The 14146-nt window shown below is 50.7% G+C and carries 12 protein-coding genes; 8 read left to right on the top strand and 4 right to left on the bottom strand.

Going from position 1 to position 14146, the window contains the following annotated elements:
- Positions 1-549 precede the first annotated feature (549 nt).
- The 7 genes from MIH18_RS02065 (at position 550) to MIH18_RS02035 (ending at position 6781) form a co-directional block, all read left to right on the top strand.
- Positions 550-1527 (top strand): hypothetical protein, encoded by a 978-nt coding sequence (locus MIH18_RS02065; protein ID WP_249013770.1) that lies wholly within the window; start codon positions 550-552, stop codon positions 1525-1527.
- A gap of 461 nt (positions 1528-1988) precedes the next feature.
- Complete coding sequence (locus MIH18_RS02060) at positions 1989-2480, top strand: hypothetical protein (protein ID WP_249013769.1); 492 nt, start codon at positions 1989-1991, stop codon at positions 2478-2480.
- Between the two features lie 41 nt (positions 2481-2521).
- A complete protein-coding gene (locus MIH18_RS02055) occupies positions 2522-2746 on the top strand; it encodes a hypothetical protein (RefSeq protein WP_249013768.1) in 225 nt (74 codons plus the stop codon).
- Between the two features lie 69 nt (positions 2747-2815).
- Complete coding sequence (locus MIH18_RS02050) at positions 2816-3715, top strand: hypothetical protein (RefSeq protein ID WP_249013767.1); 900 nt, start codon at positions 2816-2818, stop codon at positions 3713-3715.
- 222 nt (positions 3716-3937) lie between these two features.
- Positions 3938-5539, top strand: coding sequence for a hypothetical protein (locus MIH18_RS02045; protein WP_249013766.1), 1602 nt, complete (start codon positions 3938-3940; stop codon positions 5537-5539).
- Positions 5540-6002: 463 nt separating this feature from the next.
- Positions 6003-6293, top strand: a complete 291-nt coding sequence (locus tag MIH18_RS02040) for a hypothetical protein (RefSeq protein ID WP_249013765.1) — start codon at positions 6003-6005, stop codon at positions 6291-6293.
- An 80-nt stretch (positions 6294-6373) separates the two neighbouring features.
- Positions 6374-6781, top strand: coding sequence for a hypothetical protein (locus MIH18_RS02035; protein ID WP_249013764.1), 408 nt, complete (start codon positions 6374-6376; stop codon positions 6779-6781).
- Between the two features lie 670 nt (positions 6782-7451).
- On the opposite strand, the gene MIH18_RS02030 is transcribed toward MIH18_RS02035, so the two are convergent.
- Genes MIH18_RS02030 through MIH18_RS02020 form a run of 3 tightly spaced genes read right to left on the bottom strand, consistent with a single transcriptional unit; the run spans position 7452 to position 12413 of the window.
- Positions 7452-9074, bottom strand: coding sequence for a HAMP domain-containing sensor histidine kinase (locus tag MIH18_RS02030; RefSeq protein ID WP_249013763.1), 1623 nt, complete (start codon positions 9072-9074; stop codon positions 7452-7454).
- Positions 9071-10114 (bottom strand): ABC transporter substrate-binding protein, encoded by a 1044-nt coding sequence (locus tag MIH18_RS02025; RefSeq protein ID WP_249013762.1) that lies wholly within the window; start codon positions 10112-10114, stop codon positions 9071-9073. Before MIH18_RS02025 ends, MIH18_RS02030 begins: the two co-directional genes overlap by 4 nt.
- A gap of 16 nt (positions 10115-10130) precedes the next feature.
- A complete protein-coding gene (locus MIH18_RS02020) occupies positions 10131-12413 on the bottom strand; it encodes a TonB-dependent receptor (RefSeq protein WP_249013761.1) in 2283 nt (760 codons plus the stop codon).
- Between the two features lie 133 nt (positions 12414-12546).
- Between MIH18_RS02020 and MIH18_RS02015 the strand changes: the two genes are divergently transcribed.
- Positions 12547-13221 (top strand): J domain-containing protein, encoded by a 675-nt coding sequence (locus MIH18_RS02015; protein WP_249013760.1) that lies wholly within the window; start codon positions 12547-12549, stop codon positions 13219-13221.
- A gap of 8 nt (positions 13222-13229) precedes the next feature.
- On the opposite strand, the gene MIH18_RS02010 is transcribed toward MIH18_RS02015, so the two are convergent.
- On the bottom strand, positions 13230-14123 hold the full coding sequence (locus MIH18_RS02010) for a LysR family transcriptional regulator (RefSeq protein ID WP_249013759.1): 894 nt from the start codon (positions 14121-14123) through the stop codon (positions 13230-13232).
- Positions 14124-14146: the final 23 nt, after the last annotated feature.

Raw genomic sequence — 14146 nt, 5'->3', positions numbered from 1 at the left:
CTCAGTTTTCTAGGCGCTATTTCTAGATGGCGATTGCTGCCAGCAATCACCATCTATCCTAAATTGTCATTGGCAGATAAGAGGTTTTTTTTGATTAACTTTTGGATAGTGTTTGTTGCCTCATTAGTTTTAATATCTATTTGCTTGATCGTTTTCTATCTTTGGTTTTTATTTTGGTCTGTTGTTCAGGAGCGGGTAGTGTCAATCAACTGCGGCGTCACGAAATCTAATGGGGTAAGGGGGCCCCGAAAATATCGCATTGTGATTTACAGCTTTCAGACTAGCTCGGGTGAAAGGTAGTCAAAGAGGTAGGGATTGCTGATTTCTGGAACAGCGGGGCCAAGAAAACGTGTAGGTGACGCCATTTCAGTGAGTTATTGCACAGCATTTCCTTCGCTTTCCTGTCCTCGTCGCCCGATTTTCGAAGCTTTCGTGGTTTTGGTGAGCGTTGCTCTGATTACCGTCATAAGCGGCTTTATTCTTTTCATGGAAAGTACTCAATCTCTATAGATACAAAGATATGACCTGCGCACCTGTTTCCGCCAGGCCGTGAAACTGGATGTTTTGAAGTATAAGCCGGACGCCATCCTTCAGTCTGGAATCCAGGGCTACCTGGCAGAGACCTACGCCATGGACAAAATTGCCGCCAAGGCATCGAACATTGTGTACAACCGAAGCCCAAGCTACGGCACCTTCGCTACGCAGATGAACGTATCCTACTTCTTTGGCTCCCCGCGAAATGTTCTGTTCAGCGGCGTGGTGATGGACGTGGATAGGATGTCAGCCAATACGGAATCGGTGGATAATTGTTATGAGGATTGGGTGGCGTTTAATCGCGCCTCGGGTATGCGCTCCAGCGCCTACGAGCACTTAATCCCGGAACGTATCTTTTCGACCGAAGAGCAACCGGCGGAAGGCGTCTCAACGGCCAAAGCCCTAACGCTGGCTATGGCCCAGGGGCAAAAGGTCTACACGCTGACCTCTGAAAACGCCTCGAGACTGAACCTGATCACCATCGACTCGGCGGCGCGTTCTGAAATCCAGACCGCCTTGCAGCGTGGCTATGAAGTGACTGTTCATGCGCAGCCAATCAATGTGAATGGCTGGGAGGGGAGTGGTTATTCGATTATTGATCCTGAGAATGGGGTTGGGGCTTATAAAATTAGTGGTGGGGCAAGTGGCGGCTTCCTATCATCTGATGCAGAAAATTTACTTACAGCCCTCGGGTTGGGCCTTGGTCTCGTTGCAATATTATTCGCTGCGCCACTCCTTGCAATTTTGTCAACGATATTATCTGTGGCTCTAACACTCGATGGATATCTTGATCTTGTTAGTGAGCTTAACGGAACGGCGTGCGCGAATAGTGGTGCGGCAGATCTCTACCTTTTATCTGCCGCAGGAACATTGCTTTTAGGCTTATTTCTCCCTGTAAGTCTTGCAGCGTTTGCACTGCTAAGTTGGGTCGGGTTTTATGTATCGGGTGCTGTTTCTGGGGCATTTACTAGAAATAATCCGGTGTGTGAATAAATTTACAGTATCGTGACCGAGCCCTATGATGAATAAAATTTTTTTATTGTTATTAATAACGTTAATAGCTTTATGTTTTTGGGGTTTGGTATCTGGAAAATTATTTTTCCTTGGTCGCATTGTTAGGCGGCAAGACGAGAAGCTAATTTTCTATTTTGGAATAATTATATATTTGGTTATTGCGATGTTCTCTTGGCTCGGCACGCAAAACCTATGATTACATTAACTGCTTTACCTATAATTTTCATGCTAACAACTAGCATTATAATATTAAGCTCGTTAGTAACTGGAAGGCTTTGTGCGTGGTCGAAAAATCCGTTAAGGCTGCGTGATGCGCCGGTTCCTTTTTTGTTATATTTAGTTGCTTTAAGCTTGTTATTTTTACTCTCAGTGAAAAGCTTTGATAGAATATATTACCTGTCTAATATGGTCTCCGTCTAAATGTAGAAAATCAGAGCGCCGTGCAGCGCGGTTTTGAGGCGACGATTCACCAGCAGCCGATCAATGTGAATGGCTGGGAAGGTAGTGGCTATGCCATTATTGATCCCGAGAATGGGGTTGGGCCTTATAAGATAAGTGGTGGGGCTAGTGGCGGTTGGGCCGACATTATTGCTGCTTTAGGTGCGCTTCTCCAGTTTCTTTCTTTTGGCTCTGAAGCATTGGGAGAGCTTGAGAAAGTCGTAAAGGGGTTGGACGACGTTCTTGGTGGGGTATTCTCCTCGATAGCACGTATTATTGGCGGGTTGGGCGTCGCGTTAGCCGGGTTTGATGCCTATCTGGCGGGCTGTAGTGGCGGAGCTATTTATGGAATAGTTGCTTTCGGCATTGCAGGCGTTGCGCTATCGCTAGCATTAGGCCTGTTTTTGGGCCCGGTAGCGGCGCTTGTCGCTGGTGTGCTAATCAATGTTGCGATTACAGCGCTTCAGAACAGTATAAAGAAAGATTTTTGTTAGAGGGTGTTATGTTTTATAGGTGTCCGGAGTGCAAGCATTCGGTGAGCAAGTTAGTGCTTTTAAAAAAATATGTGACTTGCACTGACTGTGGAGCAAAAATAACTGTAAATACCGGAGTATCAGTATCTGCGGGCTTTATGGGATTCGCATTATATGGAATTTATAAGGCAGGAGTTCCTGCCGCTATACCAACAGTTTTGGGAATCGTTGCCGTGATTTTGTTGGCATTAATTTCTGGAGTTTTATTAAAAGTAAAAAGTAAGTAATAATTCTTGAAATAGTTAAACGGTGCGGTGAAGGCTTCCCGTCCCTCGGTTACCCCGGGCCAATCTCTGATGACCCGCCTAGGCTTTGACGCGCCGGCCCACAACTGGCGCTACAGCGAGAACAACCTGATTGCTGGCAAGTACCAGACCGTGGCCATCGATATGCAGGGTATCAGTCCCGACCAACTGGAGGCTCTGAAATCCAGGGTCGAAGAGGTGTCCAGCAAGCTGAACGCAGAGAACTATGCTGGCCTCACCAAGCACGACCTGGTGGGCTCCATTCTTCAGGCCGGTATCCAGGGCTACCTGGCGGAGACCTACGCCATGGACAAGATCGCTGCCGCCGCCTCGGATATTGTGTATAACCGCAGCCCCAGCTATGGCACCTTCTCCACAGAAATGAACGTGTCCTACCTGTTTGGCATGCCGCGCAATGTGTTCTTCAGTGGTGTGGTGATGGACGTGGACCAGATATCGTCCAATACCGAATCCGTGGATAACTGCTACGAGGACTGGGTGGCGTTCAATCGCAGTTCCGGGATGCGGTCCAGCGCCTATGAGCATTTGATTCCAGAGCGTCTGTTTTCGACTGAAGAGAACCCTGTGGAAGGCGTCTCAACCGCCAAGGCATTAGCCCTGGCGATGGCCCGGGGTCAGAGAGTCTATACTCTGACAAACGACATTGCCTACAACCTGAGCCAGATCACCATCGACAGCGAAGCCCGCTCGGAGATCCAGAATGCGCTTCAGCGCGGTTACGAAGTGACGGTTCACGAAAATCCCCTCAACGTGATCGGCTGGGAACGCAGTGGCTATGCCATTATTGATCCTGAGAATGGGGCTGGGGCTGGGGCTTTTAAGATTAGTGGCGGGGCTAGCGGTGGATTTCTCGTAGCTTTCGCGGCAACGGCTCTGGGTTTCTTAGGAGCTGTCGTGCTCTTGTGCGCTGGGGGTTTTCAGACGGACTAATTATAGTGTTTTACTTTATTGCTAAAGAGCAAGGATGGTTTTGATAAGTCTGAGGAAGGTCTGAAATGCTGAATTTTGTAGCTTCATGCTGGTACTGGCGAAAATTTTCGGGTTTTCATACCTTCCTTGAGGCATGTGGTATCTGAGCGAACCGGAGAAGCAAGTCGCAAATCTGGAATACCAGTAAACGCTATTAGCGTTTTACGACCTGACCTGCTCTGAATGGCAGGCACAAGCTGCAACGACACCACCCTGGGCGACGTGCTGGGCACCCAGCAGATCGTTCCCGAAAACGCCGACGTCATCGAAGACGTCGCATTGCCCTTTAATCGCGTGCGCGCCAGCGCCGTTGTCCCGAATCTTCCAGAGTCACTGTACTATCGCTTCCGTCTGCAGATTGGCAACACCTTTGGCGGCAGTTTTGGCGCCCCCGTGCAATGGGCCGGAACAGCAGCGGAGATCGACCGCCTGACGCCAGAGCTCGTTGGCAAGTCACTGGCGATCAGCTTCCGACCGGCCACTGAGGCCGACCAGCAGACGCTGGAGAGCTACCTTCCCGACACCGTCGAATCGTTGGAAGACCTGCCCTCCCAATTACCGGCCAATACCGTTAACATGATTGGCGAGATCACCCTCGACGGCAACGTGGTGGCAACCACGTCCTCGGTCACCCTGGGCCAGTCATTAATGGCGCGCCTGGGTTTTCACGCGCCCGAACGAAGCTGGAACTACAGCGAAAACAACCTGATTGCCGGCCAATATCAGGCTGTGGGAATTGATATGCAGGGCATCAGCCCAGCCCAGCTTACCAAATTGCAGGGGCAACTGGAGAACGTGAAAACCAAGCTGGATGCAGAAGATTTCGCCGGTCTGACCAAGCATGACCTTGTCGGTGGCATCCTTCAGTCTGGAATCCAGGGCTATCTGGCAGAGACCTACGCCATGGACAAAATTGCCGCCAAGGCATCGAACATTGTGTACAACCGAAGCCCAAGCTACGGCACCTTCTCTACGCAGATGAACGTATCCTACTTCTTTGGCTCCCCGCGAAATGTTCTGTTCAGTGGTGTGGTGATGGACGTGGATAGGATGTCAGCCAATACGGAATCGGTGGATAATTGTTATGAGGATTGGGTGGCGTTTAATCGCGCCTCGGGTATGCGCTCCAGTGCCTACGAACACCTGATCCCGGAGCGCCTCTTTTCGACCGAAGAGCAACCCGCTGAGGGTGTATCGACCGCGAAAGCGCTAACGCTGGCTATGGCCCAGGGCCAGAGGATCTACACACTGACTTCTGAAAACGCCTCGAGACTGAACCTGATCACCATCGACTCGGCGGCGCGCTCTGAAATACAGTCGGCGTTGCAGCGTGGGTTTGAGGTCACCGTTCACGCGCAGCCAATCAACGTTAATGGCTGGGAGGGGAGTGGTTATTCGATTATTGATCCTGAGCGTGGGGTTGGGGCTTATAAGATTAGTGGTGGGGCTAGTGGTGGATTTCTCTCCGACGATTTAGTGAGCCTTCTGATGTTTGCAGGGTTTTCCTTCGGCCTTGTAGGAGCCCTTTTATCGATCACACTTCTGGTAGCGATTTCTGCCGCAATTACAATTCTGCTCGCTGCAGACTTATATTTAGATTACCGAAGTATAAGTTCGAAATGTGGTGGCTTGGATATGCTTGTAGGGGCTGCCGTTATCTTGTCAGTTCTATCAATATTCTTTGCGCCGTTAGCGCTCGTTATTGCATCGTATGTGTCGCTTCTGGTGGGCGGAGCCGCACTTCCGGCTGCAAATAGTTCAGTGTGTAAAGCGAACTATTTTTGATCTGATCGGCGGGTAAGCTCGCCGATCATAAAATCTCATAATTGAGCAGAGGAATGTTTGGTGCTTTTTTTCATAGTAGATGCAGCAATACTGCTCCTTTCGATAGGCCTGTTTTCTAGTTTGGTTCTTGGGAAGTGTTTTACATTGGGGCACTGGCGTCACAGGGCATCTGACCGATATCGATACTGGGAAGGTGTCGCATCCTACACGATTCTATTGATCGTGTTGGCTTTCGTGAGGTTGAAACTTGGAGGTGTAATATCGGTTGAGTAGTGGTTTTGGTCAGTGTTGCCCTGATTACCGCCATAGGCGACTTCATCATTTTAATGGAAAGTACTCAACCTCTATAGATACAAAGATATGACCTGCGCACCTTGATGGTCTTTCAACCCTGGTTTCTACGCTACTTGGCGCGATTTCGGGAGCTTTGGAGCGCTTTCAGGCCAGCAATCTTGGGAAGGTTTTGTTTAGTGATACACTGAAAAAGCTTCAAAAACTGGCAGGCGACGCTACAAAAGTGGGTTATTTGGCTCTGGCCGCTGAACTTCTGGGTATCTCGCAGGGCGATTATGATGCCTATGATTCCTTGGGCCGCGCAAGCGTCGCGTTGTTCGCTTTTGCTGTAACATCATGTCTTATCACCAGTTTGCTGTTGGCCGCAGGGCCAATTCTGGTATTCATTGGAGGCGCTCTTATTGCTTTGGCCATTACCACTATCACCAGTGCGTTTAGCAACCGGTATTTCAATAATTAGCAGTCCCCGGGCTGGTATGGAATAGGTCTGAATTACGAATTTGAGACTCGAAAGGATCGAGGCGAGACCCGGAGGTGAAGTTGTATTTAGTTCTTACCTGGATATTTGTGACGGGAGCGTTATTGCCAATAGTGCTCTTCGCTTGGTATTTGGCCTGGCCGGTGACCTCGGGAGTCGTAACGCGGGTAGATGAGTGGATGCAGCCCACAAACGATGTTCTTCGTGCCAAAAAGCGACGAAGCGTTAGCTATGAGTATGAATGGCAAGGTAGTAAACGTACCGGTACTCGACAAAGCCTGTTTCTTGCCCACGGTCTCTCCCCGAAAAAACAAGTTGGAGATACGATTGATGTTAGCGTGTGTTCGATTGTGCCCGAGATGACTTGTCCCAGGCGTCCGTGGTTTGAGCTTTTTATTGTGCTCATTTGGTCTGCTTTTATCTCAGGAGCGGCTTTCGTGGCTTTACTTGAACACGTTTTGAAGCCTTGAGTGGATCTTGAGCAGTACTCATCGAACCTGCCACTGATAGGCTAACTAAATGAAAGAAGTTGTTTTTTATATATCCATTGCGTTCTTTTGCGCGAGGATATGGGGCCTGGTAAGTGGGCGCATATTTTTTGGAAGCCGGATGGTCTATCGTTGCGATGGTCGCGCAAACTTTTACGCTGGAATCATCGGTTACTTCATGTTGGCTGCGTTGTCTTGGTTTTTTAGTAGGCACCTGTGACTTTTCTCGTGGTTGCTGCGGGCATCGTTGTTGCAGTCTTGTGCCTTCTGATTGTCAGCTCGCTCATTACAAGGCGATTTACGCCGTGGTCAAAAAACTCAGAGCGTTTTAGAGATGCGCCTTTGGCATTTTTCTTGCAAAAGAGTATTTTGATTTTGATATTAGTGTCGCTGATTATTGGCATTTGGGAGGTAATAACTTGATGGCATCCTATGAACCAAATGAGATGGGCTGATATCTTTGAATCTAGGATCGGGCGCTAATATTTAATGGTTTTATTTATATACCTTAATGCAAAGGATAGTTTTAATGAGCTAAGAACGACAGCTGGGTCCGTTTTTTAGGACATTTAGTATTTCTTTAGCTCCACTTTTCATTAAATATCTTAAATCGGAAATTGCATTTTAAGAAAAGTAACTCGTATTGAAAAGTTTATCGTTCAAATGGAATTTCGAAGCGTAATAGCGAATGCCCATCGGCGCTGGCTTCTACTTTTAGTTGGCCTCCCATCAGTTCAATAAGCCGTTGTACCAACGGCAGGCTCAGGCCCATAAACCCGGTGTTTCCGCTCAGGTTACCCTTGCCTATCTTGTCGAAGTCATCAAAATTGTCAAAGTTAGCGCCTAGGCTGTGCGATAAGTTTTGCGCCGCGGTATTAGACACTGCAATGCTCAGTAATGCCGCCGGAGGAAGTTGATCGGCATCGTTCCGATGAACCGGCAATTGTGCGGAATCCAGGATTTTCAGGCAGGCTTCAATCTGTATGCTGCCGTCGTGACTGCCTTTAATAGAGTTATCCAGAAGGCCTGCTATTATTTGGCGCAATTTTGGCGCATCTCCATACACCATCGCTACGTCTGGAAAGCCCGATTGAAAGCTGAGATCCAGGGTTAATCCGGCTTCTACCGCGATTTGTCTGTGGGACGCCACGCAGTTGTGAATCAACTGGTGCAAATCAAATGGATAAGACCGCAGCACCGCAGTGCCGCGATCCAGACGTGAATACTCCAAAATATCGTTTATCACCAGTAATAGGTCCTGCGTAGCGCGACTGACGGTCGTTAGGTATTCGCTTTGACTAGTGCTCAGGCTTTCGCCCTCGATCAGTTTGACAGTGCTCAGCACGGCTCGCAGAGGAGTCTGTAACTCATGACTCGCAATGTCCATAAAGTCGGATTTTGCTTGGCTGTTGCGCTCGGCCTGATCCAGGGCAGAGCGGGTTTGAGTCAAGGTGTGCTCCTGCAATTCTCGCTGCTCTTCTAGATGTTGCGCTAGCTCGTTCAGGCGTATTTCTATGGTGATCAGTTCCTTAGAATTACGATATTCATTTACCGGCGTCACGCTGTAATCATGGTGGCTGAGGGCTTTAATTCGTAGCCCGATGCTACGTATGGGGCGCAGGATACCGGTAAGAAAGTAATTAACAAGAAACATAGTCAGAAGCAGCAGGGCAGTACTCAAAGCCAGCGACGTCCAAAGGATGCCGCGGCGCTTGCTGGCCAGAAGGTTCGGATCAACACCTACCTGCACGCTGCCCACCCGCAAGGCTCCGCCGACGAAGCTCAAACCTGGATCGAACCACTCAGGGGTATTTAAGCCATTCATGTTCAAAGGTTTTTGAAGAATCTCAGCCGTATAAATGTTTTTGTCCAAAGCGGGTGCTGCAAACGTCGTTATTCGCGCTTCCACATCGGCCCGCTTGCGATCACTGGCGTCGGCGTTCGCGTTACTGACAAAGCCGATCACATCGCCGCGAACGTTAGTCACGCGTATCCAGTCAGCATGGCTGCGGCGTAAAGATTCGGAAATAATGTCGTTGAGCACACTGGTGTTGCCGGATACGACCGCGTATTCCAATGCGGGCGCCAGGCTGTCAGCGACAATCTGGCTATGTTCCGCCACCCGGTCGTTGGCGTCTTGCAAGCGCACATAGGTAAAAAACAGCATCAGTGCGGCGAACATTAGAACAGCGGGCAAAGCGCCAAGAATAAGCAGTTTTCGAGCAAGTCTGGCAGGTGGACGGTGCGCCTTAAAGGACCGTGGCCGAGGTATCATGGCAATATTCCTCTGTTTTCGGCATCCGCGGTCGCGTCTTTGGTGGCGGGCATCGCCTGTTCACGCAACTGTTCTATTACCTGTTCCTTTACGTTGGCCTCTGACGGCAGAGGGATGTTTAGGGAGCGTCCGACTTGCTCGTTTATTTGAACATTGAAATCGGTCGGGTACGCCGGTTTCGGCAAGACACCCTCGTGAAACCACTGTTCCAGAGCGCTAACCAAGGCTTGCGCCACCGCAGAGTAGGGCGCGTAGCTTGACGCCAGCGAACCGGCTTTGACATAGGCTTGGCTTGGACCAATCACCATGATGTTTCGCCGGTAGGCGGTAAGCAGAATGTGTTTGATGGTGCTTGGGTTGTAAATGCTGGGGTCTTGAGCTGCCAACACGAAATCACCGTAATAGAGCGCGCGCACCAGAGTTGGTATGAGCTCGCTATTACTGTTTACAACAAACATCTGCGCTTCCAGATTGTACTTTGGCAACTGCGACAGCAATTCGCTGTAAAGGTGAGTGCTCTTTGGAGTAGCCAATAGGGCAATCCGGCGGGATTGGGGCAGTATGGCCTTGCCGGTAAGCGCTTGGTTGAGCAGAGGCACGTCGTAGTAAATGGCAGACACAGAGCGCTCCGTTTTCTTATCCGAACGCGCATGGGTTATAGCCCGATAGTATTCCTGTGAAATCAGTGTTGCCAATATCGGCGACTGCGGATATGTGCCCAACGCCGTTGTAAACGCTCTGCGGCCAATGGTCACTATGGGTATGCCCGGGTTTAATGCCGCTTCAGACTCGTTAACCGGCATAACGCGTACTTCTCGACCAACCAACTGGCGAACTTGATCCAGCAAATAGTTGTCCAAGACATCGTTACCCGAACCCACCACATAGATCAACGGAATCGTAATGTCTGAGCGAGCAGCGCCGGCGGCCAGCATCAGGATAAAACAGAAGAGCGCAGCAACCGCAACACGTCCGGGAGCGATAAAATATGTCGTCCGGAACAGGCGTACCTTGCTAAGCGATCGATACATGGGAGCCATTATCTATTCACATCCATTAAAAACGTAGCCCTGCTTCCACAAAAAATTGGTTGTGGTCCGCAATATTGTTATCAGAGCTAAGATCAAACTCCCGGTTCAGGTAGTGCTGCATAACAAACGCAAATTCCGCAGTGTAACGTGGCTGAACAAGTTGCTTGGCCAGGCGAATATCCAAGCGCTCAAATTGGGAGTTTCGGAACTCATCTGCCCAGTAAAATGCGCTCGCCGCGGTAATATTCCATGGAAGTCGTTGAATGGCTGCAATGCTTCCAGAATGTCTTGCGGAAAGGCGCCCAAGCCATGTTAGCTTGTTTCCCTTCTCCTCGGCGGATAACTGTGTGCCATCATAATTGTCAGGGCCGCTGTAGCGAGAATCCTGATCAAGATAACCATAGCTTAGACGCAGAGTTGTTGAAGGAAAGACCACGGAGCCTTCAACCTCAAAACCTTTTTGATCAATATCCACACTATTATCAATATTCCATTCCTCGAACTGGATTACACCACCGATCATATCCCGCATCTCGTCCCTGAATCCACGCACCTCCAGTGTGAGCAAGACAGGTGACACAGGGAACTGGCCGAAATAACTGATTTCGTGAGAGCGGATTTTTTCCTCAGTCAAATGAACATCCAAGGTGTTGACGTAATTTTTATCGAGTAAGTCGTTTGTCGTTAAGCGGTAACCCTCAAGTTCCTCAGCGTACGCAGCGTTGACGTTTCGAAGTGTATGACCGTAGTCCGGGTTTTGCTCAAAACTGTCCGGTGTGCGCACGGCCTCAGAGTAAACAAAACGCAGTGCATGTTGATTATTGAAAATCAGGTTGGCCGCTAAGCGCGGGGAGAAGTAACCCTGGCCGGTCGTGTCTGTATGTTCCCAGTTGCCACCGCCGTTAAAGGTCAGCCAATTTGTAGGGCTATATTCTACATTGGCGAAAACTCGGTACTGTTCACTGGTGCCGCGGCCATTGAAAAAGGTTTCCGAACGATAGGTGTCGTGGCGATAACCCAGCCCAGAGACCAGTTTGGTCGTGTCAGACAGAATCAACGTGTCCTGCAGCTCCAGCTCCAACCGGGAATCTTCTGAATCGGCGTTCAGATTAGCTGATAATGGTTCAGGCGCGGTGTTCAAGTTTGAGCAGTTAACGGAACTACCCGCTGGGTTTGAACAGATTCCATTGAATAAAGGCAAGACGTCCTCTGTGGGTACCTTAATTGGCCACCGCTGGCGCCGTTTGAAATTCTCGAAACTTACCTGAACGTGGAAAAAATGATCGGCGGATGAGATGACGTTAAAGCGGCTATCCAGATAATAATCGCGTACATCAATATCTGGATTGGCTTGCGCCGGGAAGTAGCCCGTTTTGTATTGATCTTCTTCGTTAACACCGTCTGTAACGCCAGCCCGCAATTCTATATTGAAGTCTGGTTGCAGCTTCAAGCGCGAGTCGAACGTCAGAAAGTTCAGATTCTGGCCATCATGGAACGGTATAAAATCACCATCCTCCCTCTGGTAATCGAATCCTCCAAACTCGCGTTTCTCGAAAGCCATGCGCCAGTCAATGTTGGCGTTGGCATCGCCGACGCTGGCAAATGTACGCCGATAATCGCGAGATCCGGACATTACCCGCAGTTCCGTACCGGCAGTATCGGCCGGGTCTCGGGTAATAATATTGATGCTGCCCAGAAACGCGTTGACGCCGTAAGCCGCAGAGTTGGGCCCGCGGCTTACTTCAATTCGTTCAATCAGCTCCAGCGCCACCGGCATGGTTTGCCAGTCCATATCTGACAGAGTGGCGCGATGGGCTGTGCGGCCATCAATCAGCACCTGCATGCGCCGTTGCTCGTAATGCGCGGTGCCATGGTAGGTGGTCACTGGTGTACTGCTACCGACCTCTGCGACGACCATGCCGGGCACGAGCCGGAAAATTTCAACCAGGCTGTTGATGCCTAATTGCCGCACCAGATCACCTTCAATAACGGTGGTACTGCCCGGCACCCGAGTTTTGGGCTGCCGCAAGCGGGTTGTGGTCAACACTTCTGGAATGTCATCGTTGAAACTGTAAAAGCCGGGCAAAGGCTCAATCTTATCGGGAATGTCATTGCCGTCGGCCCAGGCGGGTGCTATCGCCGCCGTGACTCCCAGCAAGGTTGCCGAAAAATATGGCCGAAAGCTGCTGATTGCCTGGGTTGCACAGCGTAAAATGGCCGCGCGCGGAGCCACTTGCAACGGCGTTATTGCAAAACCCGAGCTCGCCCCATCACTGTTCGGGCAACAGAAGCAATTCGTAACGGCCATGATTGTCACTCTATACTGGTGGTGTAGTGCAGTTTGAGTAATCGATTTGTATAGCGTAAAGCGTATGCTATTGCAGTGGGGCTTAATTGTCTCGCGTAAATGTACATTTGTTAATAATTGGAGACCCGTAGCAATGAACTGCTGGGACCTACTTGGAATAGAACCGACATCCGATCGCCAGCGCGTAGAACAGGCTTACCAGCAACAACTGAAATTTGCCAGCAGCGATGAGGCGCGAAGCCTGGAGCAAGCCTTTCGCGAAGCCACCGGCGCAGCACCAGCCGCCTCCGATATCGAGGCACAAACGCCGCCAAACACTCCAGACGCGCAGCCTGAGCACGGGCCTGAGCAACCCCAAGAGCTGGACGCTCATTCAGCGCAAGTGGCGCGTGAGGTGGTTATTCAGATCAAAGCGCTGCTGAACGACAGCATCCGGGCGGAAAATGCAGACGTGTGGAAGGCCATTCTGTGTGAGCCACCGGCTGATCAGCCTGCTTTGCGCGCTGAGATTGCCCGCCGGCTTGAGTCACAGTTGCGTCCGATGGCCGAAAACGGCGTGTTTCCGGTATCAGTGACGGCATTTTTGGGTGACTGGTTTGAATGGCCGAGCCTGCGAGAAGCGCCGAGCAGCCATGGGAAAAAGCAACAGCCGGACGAGCGTAATTATCCCGAACCAGAGATGATGGGCGGGGAAGGCGAGCAGAATGAACAACCACCGCAATCCGTTAACTTCTGGCCGGCGGTGATTGGTTGGATTATTGGACTCGCTATTTTGACCAGCCTGTTCGGCGGCATGGGCGGGAGCTGACGAACCCCTTAAATCTGATTTAGAAAATCGCCTGCCGGCTGGGCCAGCAGCCGGGCCAGAATGGCAGGCTCGAATCGGCGGCGGATGCTGATGGCGTAAAATTCTTCGAAAACACCGGGTAAGGCACCGTAATCCACCAGGCTTCCGGCTTTCAATTCGTCACGGACGACCACCGGGGGTAGTACCGAAAAGTAGCGGGTGTCCCGTGCCAGCAGCCGCATCATGGCCATGTCGTCCACCTCTGCTATCAGCCTTGGCCGCACTTTGTGGTAGTCGCAGAATTGGTCAAAAGCGTGGCGTATATTGTTTTCGGCCCCGGGAACAATGAGCCGCAAACCCTGGAGAAAGTCAGGGAATACTACGTTGGTGGCCGCGTCGGGAGGCCCGATAATGCTCACCGGCTGACGTGCGATGCGGCGAGAGCGAAATGGGTTTTGTTGGTCGCCCTGAACCGGCTGATTTGACAGCACCAGGTCCAGCCGATGTGCCGACAGGCGCCGCAGTAAATCGTCAAGCCCGCCGCTTTGTAGGCTGAGCTCCAGATCATCCTGCTCTAACAGCGGTGCCAGAAAACCCTCCTGAAAGTTCCGCGACAGCGTCGCCACAGCACCTACCTTTAATGTTTCTCGCGCCGGTTGGTGCCCGCTTTCAAACAAAGCAGATAGCTCCGCCCCTTGGCGAAATATTTCTTCTGCGTAGCTGAATGCGACGCGACCGGCCTCTGAAAGCTTCAGGCGCCGCCCTTCGCGAATAAACAGCGCTTCACCAAAACTATCCTCTAGTTTTCGTATTTGCCCCGACAGTGCCGATTGCGATATGTGCAAAGCTTCCGCAGCGCGGGTCAGATGTCCGGTGCGGGCTACTTCCCAGAAGTAGAAAAGATGGTGGTAATTGAGTTTCATGTATTCGTTCTTTAAAAGTGAAT

Origin of the sequence: Marinobacter sp. M3C (assembly GCF_023311895.1) — a bacterium.
In the GTDB taxonomy this organism is placed as follows: domain Bacteria; phylum Pseudomonadota; class Gammaproteobacteria; order Pseudomonadales; family Oleiphilaceae; genus Marinobacter.
Note: the sequence above shows the minus strand (reverse complement) of the source record. Positions and strands in the feature narration are given on the sequence as shown.